Raw genomic sequence first — 19,126 nt, 5'->3', positions numbered from 1 at the left:
AACCTACCTATGGCACAAGCGTCCCATATTCATTTTGAAATATCGGAACGAAAAGTCTTACTTCGTGTGTTCGATATCGCCAGTGTGTTATTGTTGCTTTATGCTGTCGGACTTATTTTTGACTTCGATTACTTCAAGATCAACTCAGAACACTGGGTCTGGTCGATCGTATTGGCAGTATATCTCACTATTTTCGCCACGATTTTTGAACTGTATAATCTGCCCAAAGCCAGTAAATTTGAAGTGATGGTGCAGAACATCATCCTTACCTCTTCGGTAACGGTATTGTTCTATCTCTTGACACCCTTCTTTACGCCCACACTTCCGGAAAACCGATTGCAAATTGTCTATTTCTATATCGCCATGAACTTGGCCCTATTCACATGGCGCTATGCCTACATTGCCCTTATTGCGGCTCCACGTTTTAACAAGCGGGTGTTGCTAATTTGCAATGTTGCTGATATTGAAAACATACTTTTCTCCTTACATCGTTCCGATCCTAATTACAAGATCATTGGCTACATCAATACAGGATCTCGTGAAGTGCCGGAGAATGCCCTTACCGAAGATGTGCTTGAGTTCTCGCCCATTGAGGTAGCTCACACCGTGACAGAACACGCCATTTCGGAGATCGTTGTGGCGAGTCCGCAATCACAAGGAATTACCGTATCGCTCTCAAACCAATTGATCAATCTGCTGGAAAAAGGGTGTGCCATTCGCGAATATACTCAGGTGTACGAGGAGATCACCCAGCGCGTGCCCGTGCAGCATGTGGATAAGGATTTTTATCGCTATTTTCCGTTTAGTCGAAGTAATCAAAATAAGCTATACCTGTTCTTTCACCGAATTTTAGACCTGGTATTGTCTATCATCGGACTGGCTTTCGGAATTCTTATTTCTCCTATTATCCTTATCGGAAACCTCTTCGGAAACCGAGGTCCGTTGTTCTACACCCAAACCAGAGTAGGGCGAAATGGGAAGCATTTCAAGATTTACAAGTTGCGTTCAATGGTCACCGATGCCGAAAAGCAAGGCGCGCAATACGCCACCCTGAAAGATGCACGCATCACGAAGTTCGGGCGGTTCTTACGACGCAGTCGGTTTGATGAAATCCCACAATTCATTAACGTGATCAAAGGTGATATGAGTGTGATTGGGCCAAGACCCGAACGCCCTGTGTTCGTGGCTCAACTCGCAGAAGAAATCCCGTTCTATGAAGTCCGTCATGTGGTGAAGCCCGGTGTAACGGGTTGGGCGCAAGTGAACGCGAAGTACGGTGTTTCGGCAGAAGATGCGTTGGAAAAGCTTCAGTTAGACCTCTATTACATTAAAAAACGTAGCTTGTTCCTCGATATCAGTATCGTTATTAAGACGCTGAGTACCATTATTTTCTTCCGAGGGCAATAAAATTGTTATGCCACGTGAACATTTCGTTGCTTCTTCAGAAAGGAAACGACATATACGTATCGAATCAATAAGGCGAAGAACAGTGGGATGAACCCAATGGCAAAACGCTGGACGCCGGTAATCCAATGGAAGGTGAGCAACAAGAGCAATAAAAGTAAGAAGATAACATAGCGTTGCATCCAAGCCTTCGGAAATTTTCTGCTGATCCCGTAACAAAATAGTAAGGACAGCGGAAAGGCCCACAGTAAATTGTAGTTATAGGCAGTGGCGCTGTGATCGGTGCCCCACCATAAAAAGGCCAAAGCCACACCAATAAGGCCGGTGACTAAAAACAACACCCCATCCAAAAACCTACTGCGCTTTTGCTGTTTCCAATCGCGATAGGTGATCCATAAAATAACCACTGATAACAGACCAAAGAGGAATAACGGACTAACAAAGAACGATCCAGAGGTGGGGGCTGCCTGTGCTTTGTACAGCACCTTGCGTTCTTTCACCAGCGGAATGCGCGTTCCCTCTTTTTTGATCGTAGCCGTTGCGGTGGCCTTAGCGACATACTTCGGTAAAAATTGATGTTCCCAGGGGGTCGCTACTCGATCGGTAACCGCACCGATAGCGACATCCATTCCTAAACTCCCCCACGAATTCAGCGCCACATTTTCGCGAATGAGTTCGCGGAAGGTTTTTGGGTTTTCCACATAAGTACCGTATTCCATATCATTCTGTGCCAGAATATTGGTGAGTACGTCTCGGGGTTTGGTCGCGCAATTGTCGTAGAAGAAATCGTATAAGTACTTACTGTTTTCAGGTTTAGCGTTATTCTGGAGAAACTCGAAAAAGGCTTTTTTCTGAGGATAGGACAGGTCGAGCACTTGTTCTTCTACGGTGCGGTCTTGGCGTTTGTAGATGGCTAAAAATTGATCGAAGGGCCAAACCTCTAGTTGGTATAAGAGTTTTCCCCTAGCGAATTTAGTATAGAAGTTAGGGGTGTCAAAATCGTATACTCCATAATTATAAGCGTAATCAAACTTGGGGTCCTGAATTCGAATGGCGGTATGTCCAAACGAATCGTACAGATTTTCACCAGGTCCTACGGTGATGAGACTTACTTCCGCTTCAGGGGAGAGCGACACCATTTGGGCGCTAAGGTTTGACGCACAGAGAACCACACAGAAGACAAGAAGTTTAGAGAAGAGTTGAGCGCATTTCATACTCAAAAGTACGGCAATTATTCCGAATGAAATACGCTGGGACCTATCGGAAAATACTCCAATCCAGTTTTAACGAGAAGATGTTGGAGTAGAGGGCCGCACTTTGATCGCCAATATCGGTCAAGGCGTAATCCACTTGAATGCCTTTGTATCTAAATCCCACACCAATATTGGGCTGAAATCCTACTGAATCGCTTCCGTCCAGTTGTTGAATGTTCTGAAAATTACCCACGCCGGCCCGCACAAACACCATATCGATATATCCAAATTGGAGTCCGAATGCCGGAGTCATACTCGCGAATGAGCTAGAAACCAAATCATTTGTTTCCGCGAAGCGAAAATTCAAATCCAATTCAGTGAGCAACTTATAATCATAATGGAAGACAAATTCTTTGGCCAATCCCAATTGAACTTTAGGAATGGTAATCTCGGTGGTTTCCGGTAGCTCTTGATTTTGCCCGTCCACGGCGCCTTGAATGGTAGCAAACTGTTCTTCGTCGATGCTCCAGGCGTTAAAGGTGGTGGTAATGTCCCGAGCCATGAGTCCGAATTTCCACTGATTTTTCGTTTCAAACTGAATGGCGGCATCCAGACCAAATCCCCAGGAAGAGGCAAAATCTCCAATAATTCTCCGAATCACCTTAGCGTTTACTCCGATATTGAGTCCGTCGAGCGGTAATTTCCGCGCATACGAAAAGGTCACCCCATAATCGGCGGTAGAGAAAAGGCTAATACGATTGTAGTCGATATTCCCCTGATCGTCTATGAGTTGGGTGGTATTCAAAATGTCATCCACACCAAACCGAATTACCGATAAGGCTACCGCACTGCGATCATCAAGCGGCATGGCAAAGGCGGCATAGTCGTAATTAGCGATATTGGCAAAATAGGAAGCGTGCATCAACGAAAGCTGATTGTCTTCCAAATGCACCAAACCCGCCGGATTCCAATAGCCCGAATTGACATCCATAGAGGAGGCCACCACGGCGTTTGCCATACCAAATGCGGCAGCATCTACCCCAATATTCATAAATTCGTTAGAATACTTTCGGGTAGTTTGCGCCCCTGCGGTTAAAAACGCCATGAAAAAAGCGAGGAGTACGGTCTTTTTCAAGCTATTAATTTTGGTGCAAATATCTCATTATTTTACACAATAGTAAACTATAATTTTAAGCACATATTGTATGTGGAAGTGTTTAGACGCAAATAGTTTCTTATTTTTACAAGAATCACCCAAACTATGCGAAAACAAATTCCAAACCTCATTACTTCCCTAAATTTATTATGCGGCTGTATCGCGTTGCTTTTTGCGGCTTCAGGCGCCTTGGTAACAGCAGCGATCTTTGTTTATTTAGGAATATTTTTCGATTTCTTTGATGGCCTGGCAGCGCGCTCCTTAGGAGCACAAAGCAAGGTTGGACTAGAACTCGACTCGCTGGCAGACGTTGTCACAAGCGGAGTGGCTCCGGCGGTGGTAATGGTCCAATTGCTTTCGGAAGCATTTACCGGAGCATACCTCGATATGGCCGGAATGTTTGGCGAGGGGGCCTGGAATCATAGTTGGTTGCGATGGATGCCGTTCATCGGACTCCTAATTGCGGTGGCTTCGGCCTACCGTCTGGCAAAGTTTAACGTAGACACGCGACAGACCGATTCGTTTATAGGATTGCCCACTCCTGCGAATGCTTTGTTGATCTTAAGTATTCCCTTACTTCTGGAATTTCAAGCCTCTGCAAGCCTGGAGGCCTTTTTGCTACAGCCCTGGTTTTTGATTGTGTTGACCGTCCTTAGCTGTTTTTTGTTGAATGCTGAAATTAAGTTGTTTGCCCTCAAGTTTAAGCGTTGGGATTTCCAAAGCAATAAGGTTCGCTATTTCTTTTTAATAGGAAGTGTAGCTGCGCTGGTATTCCTGCAATTTCTTGCCATTCCTATCATAATCGTAAGCTATATTGTGATATCGCTATTGCTTCCGAAGCAATAATTAGAAAAGTAACTTCTTTTTCCGCAGCTCAAAATTCTGCCCTAAATACACTTTCCGAACCATTTCGTCGCTGGCTAGTTCTTCCGGCTCGCCGTGTTTTAAGATGCTTCCTTCGAACATCAAATACGTACGGTCTGTAATGGCTAGGGTTTCCTGTACATTGTGATCGGTGATGAGAATTCCGATGTTCTTGTTTTTCAATTGCGCTACAATGCGCTGGATATCTTCTACCGCCACAGGGTCAACCCCAGCAAACGGTTCATCGAGCAGAATAAAATGGGGATCTGTAGCCAGCGCTCGTGCGATCTCTGTTCTTCGGCGTTCGCCACCACTTAGGAGATCCCCGCGGTTTTTGCGAATGTGACCTAAGCCAAATTCTTCGATCAGCGATTCCATTTTCATGTGCTGCTCTTTTTTGGAGAGATCCGTAAGTTGCAATACGCTTAGAATGTTGTCTTCAATACTTAACTTTCGAAACACCGAAGCTTCTTGCGCCAAATAGCCAATTCCGTTTTGCGCTCGTTTGTACATCGGGAATTTCGTGATATTGGTGCCTTCCAAGAAAATTTGTCCGCCATTAGGTTTGATCAAGCCTACGATCATGTAGAAAGAGGTCGTCTTCCCCGCACCGTTCGGTCCAAGGAGTCCGACGATTTCTCCCTGGTTCACCTCTACGGTAATCCCTTTCACCACCTTACGACCTTTGTAAGATTTGATGAGGTTTTCGGCGCGAAGTTTCATTTGTTTCATACCCACTAGCTGAACGATAAAGGTAGTATTATATTTTCCGAAGCAAAAATTATTCCCTTGCTTCTAAGGCTTCCCAATATTCGTAGGCACGGCGCAGATGTGGAATGACGATGGTTCCGCCAATGAGCAATGAAATGCTGAGGGCTTCTACCACTTCTTCTTTAGAAATACCTAAGCTGTGGCAGGTTTCCAGGTGATAGCGCACACAATCATCGCAGCGAAGCACTAACGAATTCCCTAAACCGAGTAATTCTTTAGTTTTCTTCGGAAGTTGGCCTTCAGCAAAAGCATTGGTATCCAGGTTAAAAATTCTGCGAATGACTTTGTTATTGTCTGCCAGCAGTTTTTCGTTCATTCTAGAACGGTAGGCATTAAATTCATCTATGGGGTTCGCCATGGGATTTTCTTCTTTTTTTGTTTTGATTCCGAATGACAGCTCGAGAAATAAAGATGCTGATTTCGTATAGTACAATAACAGGCACTGCCACGATCACCTGACTCGCAATATCGGGTGGTGTAATGACTGCGGAAACGATTAATACGATAACGAGCGCGAATTTTCGGTATTTCCGAAGGAATTCCGGAGTCACCAATCCGATTTTAGTGAGAAAGTATATGATAATGGGGAGTTCGAAAATGATTCCACTCGCCAGCACCGAAGCCCGCACCAGACTGATGTAGCTACTTAAGTCGAAATCATTGAACACCTGCTCACTTACTTGATAGTTTCCGAGGAAATTAATGGAGAGCGGAGTCACCACGTAATATCCAAACAACACTCCCATAAAAAAGAGGAGGGAGGCCACAACGATGAATCCACGGGCGCTTTTTCGTTCGTTCGAGTGAAGTCCCGGACTTACAAACTTCCAGAATTCGTAGATCACGTAGGGAAATGCTAATATAAATCCCGCCGTAATGGACGTCCAGATATGCGCGGAAAATTGCCCGGCCATGGTTCTACTCTGAATACGGAAGGGAAACTCTGCTTCACAGAAACTCCCTTCAAACCCTAAGAGTCGAGCGCCTTTACAAAGCATCTGATAGGTAGGAAATTCTGCTTTGTTCTTAGGTCCCAAGATCAAGACATCGAAAATAAACTCTTTAAAAATAAAGGCAAGCGTACCCAAAATAACCACCGCAAGAGTCGAGCGAATTAAATGCCAACGCAATTCTTCCAGATGGTCTAGAAAGGACATTTCTTGTTCGGGTTGCGGAAGTTTTTTAGCCATTAGATAATGCCTTCTTTGGTTAAATTATGAATATGGACCACCCCGGCATAGTGTCCGTTTTTCTCTACCAACAATTGGGTAATGCCATGTTGGTCCATTAGCTCCATAGCTTCCACGGCCATTGCTTTGTAGGCGATGATCTTGGGTTGGGCAGTCATAATATCTTTTGCGGTGAGTCCGTCGAAACTATTGGCCTTGGTCAACATGCGACGCAGGTCCCCGTCGGTTATAATTCCTATGATGGCATCATTTTCCACAACGGCGGTAACGCCCAGCATCTTTTCGGTAATTTCCACAATCACCTCTTTCACGTTGGTGTCGGGTCGTACCTGAGGTTTCTCATTGAGCGCGGTAAGATCACTTACCCGCAGGTATAATTTTTTACCCAAGGACCCTCCTGGGTGAAACTTAGCAAAATCCTTGCTCGAGAATCCGCGCAGGTCTAGTAAGGCCATGGCCAGGGCATCGCCTATCACTAATTGGGCGGTGGTACTGGTAGTAGGCGCCAGGTTATTGGGGCATGCTTCTTTTTCGACATAGGCATGTAGTACGAAATCGGCTTGCTGCCCTAAAAAGGAGTCTCTATTAGAAGTAATCGCGATCAATTTATTATCGATGGCCTTGATGAGTGGTACTAATACTTTGATCTCAGGCGTGTTTCCGCTTTTAGAGATACAAATAACCACATCATTCGTTTGAATGGTTCCCAGATCTCCGTGAATGGCGTCGGCGGCATGCATAAAAATGGCCGGCGTTCCCGTAGAGTTCAACGTAGCTACGATCTTAGTGGCAATATTGGCACTTTTTCCTATTCCAGTGATTACGACTCTGCCTTTGCTATTCAGTATATTTTGTACAGCTTCAGCAAATTCGCCATCCACCAAATCTTTCAAATGAGAAATCGCCTTACTTTCCGTGTCGATGGTTTGTTTTGCGACCGCAATTATTCGATCTTTTTCGTCCAAAGGTTCGGTGGTTTTAAATTTGTTACTGTTTCAGAATTTAGTATCTTTAGATAGACAATGATGGCTTTTTGCCCCCATAATTACCTATATAAGCTATTCATTCTCTACAAGTGTAATACAAAGGTTGCAAAATTACAATTGTTATCCTGTTAATACAATAGTATTTGCAAAAAGCAATCCCGGAAAAAACCTATATGCAGCGTGGCTGAAGAAGTTGATATTTACAAAGCTCTGAAGCATTATTTTGGATTCAGTTCCTTTAAAGGACTTCAAGAAGATGTGATAAAGAGTATCCTCAACGGTCACAACACCTTTGTGATCATGCCTACCGGAGGCGGCAAATCTTTGTGCTACCAATTGCCGGCGTTGATGAAAGAGGGTACTGCTATCGTGGTTTCGCCTCTCATCGCGTTAATGAAAAATCAGGTAGATGCGCTTCGGTCGCTTTCTTCAGACGACGGAATCGCCCATGTATTGAATAGCTCTCTTACCAAAACAGAAATTAAAAAGGTGAAGGATGATGTCTTCAATGGCATCACCAAATTACTGTATGTCGCTCCAGAATCGCTTACAAAAGAAGAAAACGTTACTTTTTTAAATTCAGTGACCATTTCATTTGTCGCCATCGATGAAGCACATTGTATCAGCGAATGGGGGCATGACTTTAGACCGGAGTATCGCAATCTCAAAAAGATCATTGAGCGCATTGGTACTAATATTCCTATCATTGGACTTACCGCTACCGCCACGCCAAAAGTTCAGGAAGATATCCTCAAGAATCTTCAAATTCAGGATGCCAATACTTTTAAAGCGTCGTTCAACAGACCCAATCTCTATTACGAAGTACGGCCCAAGACCAAGAATGTAGATGCCGATATTACCCGATTTATAAAGAAAAATGAAGGCAAAAGCGGAATCGTCTATTGCCTCAGTCGAAAGCGCGTGGAAGAGCTAGCACAAACCTTGCAGGTGAACGGTATAAAAGCGGTTCCGTACCATGCCGGGCTCGATGCAAAAACCAGAGTTCGACACCAAGATATGTTTTTGATGGAAGATGTGGATGTAGTGGTGGCCACGATCGCCTTCGGAATGGGGATTGACAAACCCGACGTGCGTTTTGTGATCCATAATGATATTCCGAAGAGCATCGAAAGTTACTATCAGGAAACGGGGCGTGCCGGAAGAGACGGAGGCGAAGGGCATTGCCTCGCGTTTTACAGTTACAAAGACATTGAGAAGCTGGAAAAATTTATGAGTGGTAAGCCGGTAGCCGAACAGGAAATTGGGCATGCGTTGCTACAGGAAGTGGTTGCCTTTGCGGAAACTTCCATCTCGCGCCGAAAATTTATTCTTCATTACTTCGGCGAAGAATTCGATAACGAGACAGGTGAGGGCGGCATGATGGACGACAATATGCGGCATCCAAAGACACAGAAAGAAGCAGGTGCGGAAGCGAAGAAGGTGCTGGAAATCGTTCAGAAAACGCATGAACAATACAAGGCGAAACAAATTGTGAACGTGTTGATCGGGAAAGTAAATGCGATGATCAAATCGCATCGTACCGATACCCAACCCTATTTTGGCAGTGGTTCCGATCAGGATGCCGAATATTGGATGGCACTCCTTCGACAATTATTAGTGGCGGGATATCTCAAGAAGGATATTGAAAGTTATGGAGTGATCAAAATTACCAAACGCGGGAGTGACTTCATTCAAAATCCTACCTCTTTTACCATGACAGAAGACCATTCCTATAAAGAAGCTAATGAGGATGGCGTGATTACAGCAGAATCTGGAGGCGGTGCCGTGGTAGACGATACCTTGTTCAAATTGCTTAAAGCCGAACGGAAGAAAGTGGCCGACGTACTGAAATTACCCCCTTTTGTGATTTTTCAAGACCCATCCTTAGAGGATATGGCGCTAAAATATCCCGTGACCTTTGAGGAGCTTAGCAATGTACACGGCGTTGGAGAAGGAAAGGCAAAAAAATATGGGGGAAGTTTCCTGAAGTTGATTCAACGATATGTAGAAGAGCATCAAATTGATCGTCCGGATGATTTTGTGGTAAAATCAACCGGAAGCAACAGTGCGCTTAAGTTGTATATCATTCAGAACGTAGACCGAAAATTACCGTTAACCGACATTGCTTCTGCCAAAGGACTGGAAATGGACGCCTTTATTAAAGAAATGGAAGCTATTGTCTACAGCGGAACCAAACTCAATATCGATTACTATCTTGAAGATATTTTGGATGAAGATCAACAGGAGGAGATTCACGACTACTTCTTAGAAGCACAGACCGATAAAATCGATGTTGCCATGGATGAGTTTGAAGGCGAGTACGATGAAGAGGAGCTTCGTCTCTATCGTATCAAATTTATAAGCGAAGTGGCGAATTAAGACTTCAGTAGCTTTTCAAAACACACACTATTTTCAACACCCACGTAGGGTTCGTAATTTTCAATGCTGCGGTACCCCGCCTTTTGATACAATCTAATCGCTTCCGGTTGGCGTTTTCCAGTTTCCAAGAGTACTTTCTCTACGCCTAAAGATTGTGCCCATGCTTCTAATTCTGACAGTAATTTAAGTCCGAACCCGCGCCCGCGATAGTCGGGTAAGGTGTACATCCGTTTCACCTCCACCTGTTCATCTTCCCTTATTTTAAAGGCTCCACAGCAGATGGCCTCCTCCTCAAGATAGCCAACCATCACATGCTGTAAGTGTTCGATACTATTGAATTGATCGTAAAATGCATGTTCATCCCCATCTCTTGCGGCTAGTTCTTGGTTGAGCTTGTCGACCAATGGTGCAAAATCAGGATGCGCCGAATTCGTTTTAACGCATTGTAGCTTGTCGTTATCCTGAGAACTTAATTTTTGTGTGACTTCCATCGCAATAAGGTTTATTCTTTGAGGCTCCGCAGCGACAAAAGGCAGCGGTCGCAGGTTTTTCCGAAGAACTTCCGTCCGCCAGCGTAACCGTTGCGCCTCCATGCACCACTAAAGGACCATTTTCGATCACTTCTATTTGAGTATGGTTGGTAGTAGCCTTGTTGTTGTCATCAGATTCAGGGGTCTTGTAACGTAAGGCTCCCGAAGGACACGCCTTGATCTGTTCTTTGAGTGCGTCCTCTGTGGCATGCGCTACCTGAATCCAGGGACGCTCGTCGGGCCGATATACCTCCGGTAATTTTGAGACACACACTTTAGAGTGAATGCACAAATCTGGTGTCCAGACCACTGTTAGATCTTCTTTCTTATACTCTTTTGAAAAGGGTTGTTTCTTCATGAGGGAAGTGTTACATGATCGGCCAATAATCGTTGCCACTGCGTATGCTCTTTTAAATAATGTACCACAAACGGGCACCAAGGCACAATCTTGAGGGATTCGGTTTCGATGTCTTGAAGTGATCTTTCTACTAACTCGCTTCCAATCCCTTGTCCTTCAAAGGCATCAGGCACTTCGGTGTGAATAAGATAAACCTTATTATCCTTCCGCTTGTATTCGAGTTTTGCCATTTGCTCATCCAGCTGCATTTCGTACTGTCGTTCTGCCTTATTGTGGTTCCATGTTCGCGCCATTATTTCCGAAGATTTTTCAGTCCTCCTAAGATACTAATTCTTCCGCGGTTATAACAACATCTATCAGCCACTTTTCACGCTTCGTAGGGATCAATTTTAGGCTGCTTGCCTTCCAGAATTTAGCGGGATTTGGTACCTTATAGCACGGTAGCGTTTTCATAGAGAAATCTTTTGAAATCCTTTGAAACGATAACCATAAGTAATCATTCAATAATTCAAATGAATTGTATCTTCTTCGATAACCCAAAGAAGAACTGTACTTTCACGATAATAACCGAAAAAAGAAAACAATGGATACTAAGAACCCACATTCAAATGGCACGTCAGGAAATGTATGGGAGGTAAACGAATCGTCTGCTTCTTGTCCGTTTCTGAATGGCACCATGCATCAGGCCGCAGGAGGCGGAACGTCGAACCGTGATTGGTGGCCCAACCAATTGAACCTAGGAATTCTCCGACAGCATTCAGAATTGGCAGATCCTATGGATCCCGATTTTGACTATGCCGAAGCCTTCAAGTCGCTGGATTTGGCAGCGGTGAAAAAGGATTTGAACGATCTAATGACCGATAGCCAGGAGTGGTGGCCGGCCGATTACGGACATTACGGCCCGTTTTTCATTCGGATGGCTTGGCACAGTGCCGGAACGTACCGCATCGCCGACGGTCGTGGAGGTGGGGGTTCAGGGTCCCAACGCTTCGCACCGTTGAACAGCTGGCCCGATAACGCCAATCTGGACAAGGCACGCTTGCTGCTTTGGCCCATTAAAAAGAAATACGGAAAAAAACTCTCCTGGGCCGATCTTTTGATTCTCGCAGGAAATGTTGCGCATGAATCCATGGGCTTGAAAATGTTTGGATTTGCCGGGGGTCGAGAGGATATTTGGCAACCCGAAGAAGACATTTATTGGGGTTCTGAAACCGAATGGCTTGGAAACAAAGATCGCTACGCGGAAGATGAAGATCTTGAAAACCCACTAGGCGCGGCTCACATGGGGCTTATCTACGTAAACCCTGAAGGGCATAATGGAAATCCAGATCCGGTGGAATCGGCACACTATATCCGAGAAACCTTTGGAAGAATGGCCATGAACGACTACGAAACCGTAGCGTTGATTGCGGGAGGACATACCTTCGGAAAGACGCACGGTGCCGCTGAAGCTGATACCTATGTAGCTGAAGAACCAGCCGGAGCCGGAATCGAATTGCAGAGCATGGGTTGGACGAACAAGTTTGGAACCGGGAAAGGAGCCGATACCATTACTAGTGGAATTGAAGGAGCCTGGACCGATACGCCAACGCAATGGAGTCATACCTACTTCACCAATCTATTTAAATACGATTGGGAACTGCATAAAGGCCCCGGAGGCGCGTACCAATGGAAACCCAAAAATAATGAGGGAGCCGGGACCGTTCCGGATGCGCATGATCCCAATAAAAAGCATGCGCCTTTTATGCTGACCACCGACCTATCCTTGAAAATGGACCCTGAGTATGAAAAGATCTCTCGCCATTTCTTAGAAAATCCAGAAGAGTTCGCCGATGCGTACGCTCGAGCTTGGTTCAAATTAACCCATCGCGACATGGGGCCGGTAAGCCGCTATTTAGGAAGTGAAGTTCCGCAGGAAGAACTGATCTGGCAAGACCCAGTGCCTGCCGTGGAGCACGACCTAATTGACGATAACGATGTTTCAGAATTGAAGAATAACATTTTGGCCGCGGGTGTAAGTACACAAGCGTTGATACGCACCGCTTGGGCGTCTGCCTCTACCTTCAGAGGATCAGACAAACGTGGTGGCGCCAATGGTGCTCGCATTCGTTTGGCTCCTCAAAATACGTGGAAGGTTAATAATCCGAGTGAACTGAAAGACGTTATTGATACCTTATCGCGCATTCAGGAAGAATTCAATGAAAACGCCTCCGGAAATAAGAAAGTGTCACTTGCAGACCTCATTGTATTAGGAGGAAATGCTGCCGTGGAAAAGGCTGCGAAGGAAGCAGGACATTCTGTTACGGTACCCTTTCACCCGGGACGCACCGATGCTTCTGAAGCGCAGACGGATGCCGAAGCCTTCGAAGCCTTAGAACCGATGGCAGATGGATTCAGAAATTATGTCAAACAAAAATTCACGGTTTCTTCCGAAGAATTATTGGTAGACCGAGCGCAATTATTAACGCTTACCGCTCCAGAAATGACCGTTTTGGTAGGAGGAATGCGTGCCCTGGATGCCAATTATGATGGCTCTAAGCATGGGGTATTTACAGATAGACCCGGAACCTTGACCAATGATTTCTTTGCGAACCTGCTCGATATGAATACGACCTGGAAAGCAACGTCTGAGGATGATGCTGTTTTTGAAGGACGTGACCGTAAGAGTGGTGATGTAAAATGGACGGGAACCCGAGTGGATCTCATCTTTGGATCGAATTCGGAACTACGTGCCCTAGCGGAAGTCTATGCCTGCGAAGATGCACAAGAAAAATTTGTGAATGACTTCGTGAAATCTTGGACGAAAGTGATGAACTTAGATCGTTTCGACATCAAACAGTAATCGAAAGATCTTTGCATAATAGAAAAGGTGAGTCATCTGACTCACCTTTTTTATTTCTCTACAGGATGCGCTTCCTCTCGTATGAGGATAGTGCGTTTTTTTTCGGGCGGACTCTTAATTCGCAGTCTGATGAGACGGTATTGCCAAACATCATTAACACGCGCTGCCTTGATATCGAGCCGGGCATTTCCTTTCGTTCCTTTGACGCGCACCGTTGTGGTTACCTTTTGGTGTTCGTTCGAATATCGGGTTTCTCCTTCGAGGATAGCCATATTACCTATGGGTGCTAACGTCCCAAGATAGGTTTGCGCTTCAGTATTTTTGTTCGCAAGGGCTATTGCCTGTTCATATAGTTCTGGATCGGCATACGCTTGTACCAGATCTCCGGTGACCTTGTTCAAATCAGAAGCTAGAAACCATATGATAATAACGCCCAGCGCAGCGACGGTACTACCGAGCAGGATTTTTTTATTTCGATTCATACAGGGGAGTGCTACTTTATTTTGTTAGTGTTGGATAAGCGTCGAGGCACTGACGTAAGGAACGACCTTGATTGTGAATACAATCGCAAAACTGAGCACCTAATGTTTCATGGGCTCCGTTTTCAAATTGCAATTGACACGCTGCAACGCTATTTCGTGGCATAATGGTGTAAATATTCATAGCAATGACACCGCCAATCACGAAGGTAAACATCGCCAATGCACTTCCAGCGAATTTCCACGGAAACTTCCAACGGCGTTTTAACGGTGGAGCATCCGTAGGCTGAGATGGACTTGATTTCCACGGCAGTAAAAACTTGATCTTGTCATAGTTCCACCACAACAGAAACAAGGTTGCCAAGACCATTAAGGGCGCGGTAAAGAGGGAGCCGTCAAAGCGCACGGAGAAAGACAGGATGCAAATATTTAAAATGATTGGTAAGTATAATAAGGCACCTAGCGTCACGGTACGTGGAATCAATAGTAATATCGCTGCTAGCATTTGCGCTATTCCGATAAAGGTATAGTAATATCCGGTATGAAACAGTGCCTCTAGGTACGCGCCCATGGGGTGTTCATTGGCTAAAGCTGTAAACCGTTCGCCGACCACCTTCACATATCCGGACGGTAGGAAGCCTGCAGCCAGCACCAATCGTGTAAAAATGGAGAATAAATAGATCCATTGATTGCTTTTGTGCTGCTGATGCCAGTGTTCGAGTTTTTGAGTGAATTTCATATTCAGCTAGATTCAAATTCGAGCGGGAAGTTGCGTAACTATGAGCAATAGTTTTGAATTTAGAAGGGCTTATTCGGCGCTATTTATTTCGATCCAGTAACCGTCTGGATCTTGAATATAGATCTGTTGAATACCATCAGCGCGGATAAAAATCTTATTTGGGGTTCCCGGCCAATCCGAATACGGCACTTTCAATTGCTCGAGTCGCTTGATGAGTCCCTCAAAGTTCGCGGTCGAAACGGCCATATGCACGGCTCGATTGAGCTGAATGGAACTTTCTATAGTCGAAATGAGATGTAATTCTTTACCTTCTCCCAGGGAAAACCAGCGAATCCCTTCTTTTTCAGTTCGATTGGTAATTTCTTGAAGTCCCATCACATTTTGATAAAAAGTAGCTGCCACGTCAACATCTTTCACCGAAATAGCGATGTGATTAAACTTTAGGGATAGATCGGTTTCGTTTTGTCCCATACTATTTCCGAAGGAGATATAAAAAAGCAAAAAGGCAAGGATATATTTCATAAGAGAAAAATTTGTTCAAGGTTGTTATACGTTCAGGTCATTTCGCATGAAGGCTATTTTCGCAAACAGTTCTGCAACGCCCAAGGCCGTCCATAGAATGAACAAGGCCAAAAGTATCAAGGTCCATTTTGGAAGTTGGATGCCTATTTTTTTAGTAAGAAATTCAAATACACCCGGGAAAAACAACAGGGCTGCTAGCACTACTGCGATTCCATATCCCGGGTCGTTCCCCCAGAGGGAATTAAGCAACCCGATGAGCAGGGCTACGATTCCAAAAATAATTTGTAGTGCTCGTATCACAATACAGTAGGATGCTGTTTTTTATCAAGGTTTTCCAACGCTATTCTTTATAGCCATGAATGTTTTTCATGCTGTCTAAAATAATACTTTATTTATCGTTTTCTAAGGGGGAACCATTTTCCATAAGTGGCACAGCGCCAAATCCATTCTACAGGACCGAACCTAAAATACCGTAGCCATACCTTGCTAAGGAAGATTTGGAGGATAAACACCAACAGCGCGATTCCAAATAGTTCATAGGGGCGAAATGTTTCATAGTTGCTCAGTCCCACGGCTGTAAAGAGCCAAACTCCAATTGCACTTTGGAAAAGGTAATGGGTGAGCGCCATTCTTCCTACAAAACGTAAGGGCCGAAGCATCGGGCGTCCACACTTGCGATACCACAGCCAGCCGATGCACCACAAATAAAAGAGCCCCATGAGCACATCGCAAACCACCATCAATTTTATAAAATACGGGCGGAATTGTGGATCGCGGTATAGCTCATATTCCGGTAGTACAAATAGAAAGACCAATCGATAAGCGTTTGAGAGTATTGCGATGGCTAGCATCGGAATAGTAATGCTTTGAATCACCGCCGAGAGCCGCAGGTGAATTTTCATTTTTCCGAGATAAAGCCCGAGTAAAAACATGCTCAGGGCCATGGGAGCTAAATACCCAAGAAGCATGGGAAGGTTCGCCACGTATTCTCGAAATCGGAGCTGTATGCCCTCTGAAAAACTACCCTGCCGAATAATTTCTCGTACCGATTGGGCATCGTATCCAGATAAAGTGGATTCAGGAGTTAACGACAAGCGGGTAAAGACCTCAGAAAGCAGCGTATCGTAAAAAGGAAAGACTAACAAAATAACAGAAAGCCATATGAGAAGGGTGCTTCGCTGCACGATGAGTGGCGTAATAAGAAGTCCTAATACGGCATACAAATGCAACACGTCTCCCGACCATAAGAATGCGATGTGTAACACGCCAAACAACCATAAATAGCCCATTCTTCTTGCGAAGAATACCAAGGAAACGCCCTGCTTTTCTTTCATTTTAAGTGCTTGCATGGCCATTCCCCAACCAAAGAGTAGAGAAAAAATCGGAAAAAATTTGGTATAAAAAAACAGTTGTAAGATACGTTGTGTCCACACATCAATACTAGCTGTCCATTGGGCATTGTACACATCTTGATTGAGGTAGGTGGAGTGCATCACGGTGATATTTACCACAAAGATTCCCAAAATGGCAAACCCGCGATACACATCTAACAGCGTGATACGTTGCGTTTTTTTGGTTGGGCGTATGGGAGACGTTTCGTTCAATAGGAGATGCTTTGGAAATAGGCGGAATCGACTGTCATGTCGATTTGAGACGTTCCCATAATTTTTTTACTTGAAGGTCTCCAAAACCGTATTCGGGGGCACGGCGGCAAAACTCCCGAAAGATGGGCCCAAACTGATTTGTTTCTTGACCGTTCATTATTTCCTTGATAATTCGTTCCGGTTTTCCGAGTCCGCTGTGATCGGGCGATCTGTCCAGGTGTGCCTGCACGGCTGCGGCAACCTGGGGAAAGTTTGTTTGCAACGTCGCGGCTAGTGCCAGGAGTTGTTCTTTGTCGTTATGTTGATAGGCCTTCCATAGTGCTGAAAAGGTTTTGAGAGTTGGAAGCAGGGTTTTATGGTCATAGGCTGTTATCAAAGCTTTCTCGTCCATGTGTCCAAAACCGTAAATTCGATGTTCTTCGGGGCGGATGAGGTATATCGTTCTATCTTTGGAAGACTTCCACAATAGATGACAAACAAACCACATATTTACTTGGCAGAACAGATCGTCTTCAAACCAGAGATGTACGGTTGCTTCTGAAGGGATTTGCTGTATCTTTTCGAATTCGATCACCGATTTCCTAGCGTAGTAGGCAGCTTCATCCAGGTCGTAAGCCTGTTCGATAAATTGCGCACGAAACCTAAAGAAGTCCTGGTCGGTATCGGCTTGTACAGGACCGTCTACCAGACATTCTCTTGCAACATAGATAATTCCTTTCAAGGGCTTCGGAAACTGCTCTTTAAGCGCGTCGCCATTTAAAATATGGTACTCGGTTTTCACGGCTATCCTTCTGAAGGTAAAGATAACCCATTTCCTACGGCGTACACAACTTTAGTCGATTTTCAAACCGATGCACTTACTGTTCGTAGGTTGGAGGTGAGAGCGGAAACCATTCGTTTGTTGTAGCATTCAAGGTGTTTTGAAGTTTTTGAAAGTTTTCGGGGATGGGCTCAAAATTATTGAAATTTCCTATTACGTTACTTCGCTTATAGAGTAAAAAGGTATTCGATACCGAGGGATTGATGGCGTTCTTATGCACTCCCGAGAGCGTATCCAAAAAGGAGGGTACAAAGGTGAGGGCTACTTGTTGAAGGTCGAGTTCATTTCCTATGGCGCTTAGTGTTTCCATTCGCTTAGCGGCTTCAAAATTTTTTGGATTTCCATACACAAAATAAACTTTTAGATAGTTCTTCCGTTTCCTACTTTCCTGATCTAAGAAGAGCAACCATTTTTTAACCGATTCCCAATCGGGTTCTGTACCCACAAAATAGAGTATTCCGTGGTACCAACCATATTTGCAAATAGGGCAAACGGTGGTGCCAGCATCGGGGCCATAAGCGTGATAGGGAGTAAAGGAAGCCAGGTCTTCTCCTATGGGTTTACCTGAGCGAGGTGGGTGGGCAACCGATTTTGGATACTCCGGGATATTTCGTCCCAAATACAGATTGCGCTCCCCAATCCAAAGTTCCTTTTTTTGAACGAATCGAATAATACCGCTGCCGCCTCGGTTTTCCAATTGCGCTCGTTCCTGAGAAGTGAGGAGCGGATCGTGATCAAAAACGAAATCATCCAGATAGTACGGCGCTTTCATGTTTGGCTCTTTTACATATACATGAATATGTGCAGGCGCTGCCCTGCTGGGGTAGCTTCCCGGCATAAGCGTATGAATACGGTAGGTGCCATCCCTACCGGTTTGTACCCATCCTCGCAAATAACCGTGGGTTTGCCCTAGCTCGTTTTTAGGCATGTTTAGGGGCTCCTCTGGTTTTACTTCATAAACCCCTTGCGGGTTGGTGTGATAGTAATACAGTAACACGTCTGCTGCGGGCGTGATACCATCAGCTTTATAGACGATTCCGGTTAGAACTATTTTCTGACCGGCTTCTTTCCAGCCGGCACTGGTGTCGATCGCTGTTAACCCCTCCGGCATTTTGTAGTAGAAGGGAGGGTGGGTGTCAAAATCGCTAGGTAGTACCGTGGTGACCTCATTGTTAGGGTGTATTTGATTGGTACAGCTATAATGCGGAACCAACACCAAGCATATAAGCCAGAAATGTTTTAATAGGGTCATGAATGTTTTTCTTCTGAAAATAATGGCAATTCTCGAA

General features: G+C 44.9%; 20 protein-coding genes. 4 read left to right on the top strand and 16 right to left on the bottom strand.

Annotation, left to right across the window (positions count from 1 at the left end; all coding sequences use genetic code 11):
• The first annotated feature begins 9 nt into the window (after positions 1-9).
• The gene (locus tag PO830_RS11200) at positions 10-1,407 is read left to right on the top strand and encodes a sugar transferase (RefSeq protein ID WP_272853661.1); all 1,398 of its coding nucleotides are present in this window, start codon (positions 10-12) and stop codon (positions 1,405-1,407) included.
• A 5-nt stretch (positions 1,408-1,412) separates the two neighbouring features.
• On the opposite strand, the gene PO830_RS11195 is transcribed toward PO830_RS11200, so the two are convergent.
• A complete protein-coding gene (locus PO830_RS11195; protein ID WP_272853660.1) occupies positions 1,413-2,543 on the bottom strand; it encodes a lipoprotein N-acyltransferase Lnb domain-containing protein in 1,131 nt (376 codons plus the stop codon).
• A gap of 118 nt (positions 2,544-2,661) precedes the next feature.
• Complete coding sequence (locus tag PO830_RS11190) at positions 2,662-3,702, bottom strand: PorV/PorQ family protein (RefSeq protein WP_272853864.1); 1,041 nt, start codon at positions 3,700-3,702, stop codon at positions 2,662-2,664.
• A gap of 156 nt (positions 3,703-3,858) precedes the next feature.
• On the opposite strand from PO830_RS11190, the gene PO830_RS11185 reads away from it, so the two are divergent.
• Positions 3,859-4,599 (top strand): CDP-alcohol phosphatidyltransferase family protein, encoded by a 741-nt coding sequence (locus PO830_RS11185; protein WP_272853659.1) that lies wholly within the window; start codon positions 3,859-3,861, stop codon positions 4,597-4,599.
• Here PO830_RS11185 and lptB read toward each other — a convergent pair whose 3' ends face one another.
• From lptB to PO830_RS11165, 4 genes are read right to left on the bottom strand one after another with little or no spacing between them, the layout of a single operon-like run.
• Complete coding sequence (lptB, locus tag PO830_RS11180) at positions 4,600-5,340, bottom strand: LPS export ABC transporter ATP-binding protein (RefSeq protein WP_272853863.1); 741 nt, start codon at positions 5,338-5,340, stop codon at positions 4,600-4,602. It lies immediately after the preceding gene.
• Positions 5,341-5,398: 58 nt separating this feature from the next.
• Positions 5,399-5,746 carry a carboxymuconolactone decarboxylase family protein gene (locus PO830_RS11175; protein WP_272853658.1) on the bottom strand — a complete coding sequence of 116 codons (348 nt, stop codon included), beginning with the start codon at positions 5,744-5,746 and terminating at the stop codon, positions 5,399-5,401.
• Entirely contained in the window at positions 5,727-6,578 is an 852-nt protein-coding gene (gene tatC, locus PO830_RS11170; RefSeq protein WP_272853657.1) for a twin-arginine translocase subunit TatC, read from the bottom strand. Before tatC ends, PO830_RS11175 begins: the two co-directional genes overlap by 20 nt.
• Positions 6,578-7,543, bottom strand: coding sequence for a KpsF/GutQ family sugar-phosphate isomerase (locus tag PO830_RS11165; RefSeq protein ID WP_272853656.1), 966 nt, complete (start codon positions 7,541-7,543; stop codon positions 6,578-6,580). The genes tatC and PO830_RS11165 overlap by 1 nt, the downstream gene beginning before the upstream one ends.
• A 201-nt stretch (positions 7,544-7,744) precedes the next feature.
• Here PO830_RS11165 and recQ point away from each other — a divergent pair, with 201 nt between their 5' ends.
• The gene (gene recQ, locus PO830_RS11160; protein ID WP_272853655.1) at positions 7,745-9,943 is read left to right on the top strand and encodes a DNA helicase RecQ; all 2,199 of its coding nucleotides are present in this window, start codon (positions 7,745-7,747) and stop codon (positions 9,941-9,943) included.
• Here recQ and PO830_RS11155 read toward each other — a convergent pair.
• Genes PO830_RS11155 through PO830_RS11145 form a run of 3 tightly spaced genes read right to left on the bottom strand, consistent with a single transcriptional unit; the run spans position 9,940 to position 11,124 of the window.
• Positions 9,940-10,434: a GNAT family N-acetyltransferase gene (locus PO830_RS11155; RefSeq protein WP_272853654.1), complete on the bottom strand. Its 495-nt coding sequence runs from the start codon at positions 10,432-10,434 to the stop codon at positions 9,940-9,942. The two genes, recQ and PO830_RS11155, sit on opposite strands and share 4 nt — an antisense overlap.
• Positions 10,400-10,831 carry a (4Fe-4S)-binding protein gene (locus PO830_RS11150; protein ID WP_272853653.1) on the bottom strand — a complete coding sequence of 144 codons (432 nt, stop codon included), beginning with the start codon at positions 10,829-10,831 and terminating at the stop codon, positions 10,400-10,402. The genes PO830_RS11155 and PO830_RS11150 overlap by 35 nt, the downstream gene beginning before the upstream one ends.
• On the bottom strand, positions 10,828-11,124 hold the full coding sequence (locus tag PO830_RS11145; RefSeq protein ID WP_272853652.1) for a GNAT family N-acetyltransferase: 297 nt from the start codon (positions 11,122-11,124) through the stop codon (positions 10,828-10,830). Before PO830_RS11145 ends, PO830_RS11150 begins: the two co-directional genes overlap by 4 nt.
• Positions 11,125-11,414: 290 nt before the next feature.
• Here PO830_RS11145 and katG point away from each other — a divergent pair, with 290 nt between their 5' ends.
• The gene (gene katG, locus PO830_RS11140) at positions 11,415-13,673 is read left to right on the top strand and encodes a catalase/peroxidase HPI (RefSeq protein WP_272853651.1); all 2,259 of its coding nucleotides are present in this window, start codon (positions 11,415-11,417) and stop codon (positions 13,671-13,673) included.
• Between the two features lie 50 nt (positions 13,674-13,723).
• Here the strand turns inward: katG and PO830_RS11135 are convergent, their stop codons facing one another.
• The 7 genes from PO830_RS11135 to PO830_RS11105 form a co-directional block, all read right to left on the bottom strand.
• Positions 13,724-14,155, bottom strand: coding sequence for a cytochrome c oxidase assembly factor Coa1 family protein (locus PO830_RS11135; protein WP_272853650.1), 432 nt, complete (start codon positions 14,153-14,155; stop codon positions 13,724-13,726).
• 16 nt (positions 14,156-14,171) lie between these two features.
• Positions 14,172-14,891, bottom strand: a complete 720-nt coding sequence (locus tag PO830_RS11130) for a DoxX family protein (protein ID WP_272853649.1) — start codon at positions 14,889-14,891, stop codon at positions 14,172-14,174.
• Positions 14,892-14,960: 69 nt separating this feature from the next.
• Complete coding sequence (locus PO830_RS11125; RefSeq protein ID WP_272853648.1) at positions 14,961-15,413, bottom strand: VOC family protein; 453 nt, start codon at positions 15,411-15,413, stop codon at positions 14,961-14,963.
• A gap of 24 nt (positions 15,414-15,437) precedes the next feature.
• Positions 15,438-15,713, bottom strand: a complete 276-nt coding sequence (locus PO830_RS11120) for a hypothetical protein (RefSeq protein WP_272853647.1) — start codon at positions 15,711-15,713, stop codon at positions 15,438-15,440.
• A 92-nt stretch (positions 15,714-15,805) separates the two neighbouring features.
• Positions 15,806-17,017: a DUF418 domain-containing protein gene (locus PO830_RS11115; RefSeq protein ID WP_272853646.1), complete on the bottom strand. Its 1,212-nt coding sequence runs from the start codon at positions 17,015-17,017 to the stop codon at positions 15,806-15,808.
• Between the two features lie 34 nt (positions 17,018-17,051).
• Positions 17,052-17,798, bottom strand: coding sequence for a DUF1835 domain-containing protein (locus PO830_RS11110; RefSeq protein WP_272853645.1), 747 nt, complete (start codon positions 17,796-17,798; stop codon positions 17,052-17,054).
• Positions 17,799-17,874: 76 nt separating this feature from the next.
• A complete protein-coding gene (locus PO830_RS11105) occupies positions 17,875-19,089 on the bottom strand; it encodes a dioxygenase family protein (RefSeq protein ID WP_272853644.1) in 1,215 nt (404 codons plus the stop codon).
• Between the last annotated feature and the right edge of the window lie 37 nt (positions 19,090-19,126).

Source organism: Altibacter sp. HG106 (assembly GCF_028561755.1).
Taxonomy (GTDB): Bacteria; Bacteroidota; Bacteroidia; order Flavobacteriales; family Flavobacteriaceae; genus DFVG01.
Note: the sequence above shows the minus strand (reverse complement) of the source record. Positions and strands in the feature narration are given on the sequence as shown.

Bases quoted from the DNA above. Each gene is read 5' to 3' on its own strand.
- PO830_RS11200 (WP_272853661.1), top strand. From the start codon at position 10: ATGGCACAAGCGTCCCATATTCATTTTGAAATATCGGAACGAAAAGTC.
- PO830_RS11195 (WP_272853660.1), bottom strand. From the start codon at position 2,543: ATGGTGTCGCTCTCCCCTGAAGCGGAAGTAAGTCTCATCACCGTAGGA.
- PO830_RS11190 (WP_272853864.1), bottom strand. From the start codon at position 3,702: ATGGCGTTTTTAACCGCAGGGGCGCAAACTACCCGAAAGTATTCTAAC.
- PO830_RS11185 (WP_272853659.1), top strand. From the start codon at position 3,859: ATGCGAAAACAAATTCCAAACCTCATTACTTCCCTAAATTTATTATGC.
- lptB (WP_272853863.1), bottom strand. From the start codon at position 5,340: ATGAAACTTCGCGCCGAAAACCTCATCAAATCTTACAAAGGTCGTAAG.
- PO830_RS11175 (WP_272853658.1), bottom strand. From the start codon at position 5,746: ATGGCGAACCCCATAGATGAATTTAATGCCTACCGTTCTAGAATGAAC.
- tatC (WP_272853657.1), bottom strand. From the start codon at position 6,578: ATGGCTAAAAAACTTCCGCAACCCGAACAAGAAATGTCCTTTCTAGAC.
- PO830_RS11155 (WP_272853654.1), bottom strand. From the start codon at position 10,434: ATGGAAGTCACACAAAAATTAAGTTCTCAGGATAACGACAAGCTACAA.
- PO830_RS11150 (WP_272853653.1), bottom strand. From the start codon at position 10,831: ATGAAGAAACAACCCTTTTCAAAAGAGTATAAGAAAGAAGATCTAACA.
- PO830_RS11145 (WP_272853652.1), bottom strand. From the start codon at position 11,124: ATGGCGCGAACATGGAACCACAATAAGGCAGAACGACAGTACGAAATG.
- katG (WP_272853651.1), top strand. From the start codon at position 11,415: ATGGATACTAAGAACCCACATTCAAATGGCACGTCAGGAAATGTATGG.
- PO830_RS11135 (WP_272853650.1), bottom strand. From the start codon at position 14,155: ATGAATCGAAATAAAAAAATCCTGCTCGGTAGTACCGTCGCTGCGCTG.
- PO830_RS11130 (WP_272853649.1), bottom strand. From the start codon at position 14,891: ATGAAATTCACTCAAAAACTCGAACACTGGCATCAGCAGCACAAAAGC.
- PO830_RS11125 (WP_272853648.1), bottom strand. From the start codon at position 15,413: ATGAAATATATCCTTGCCTTTTTGCTTTTTTATATCTCCTTCGGAAAT.
- PO830_RS11105 (WP_272853644.1), bottom strand. From the start codon at position 19,089: ATGACCCTATTAAAACATTTCTGGCTTATATGCTTGGTGTTGGTTCCG.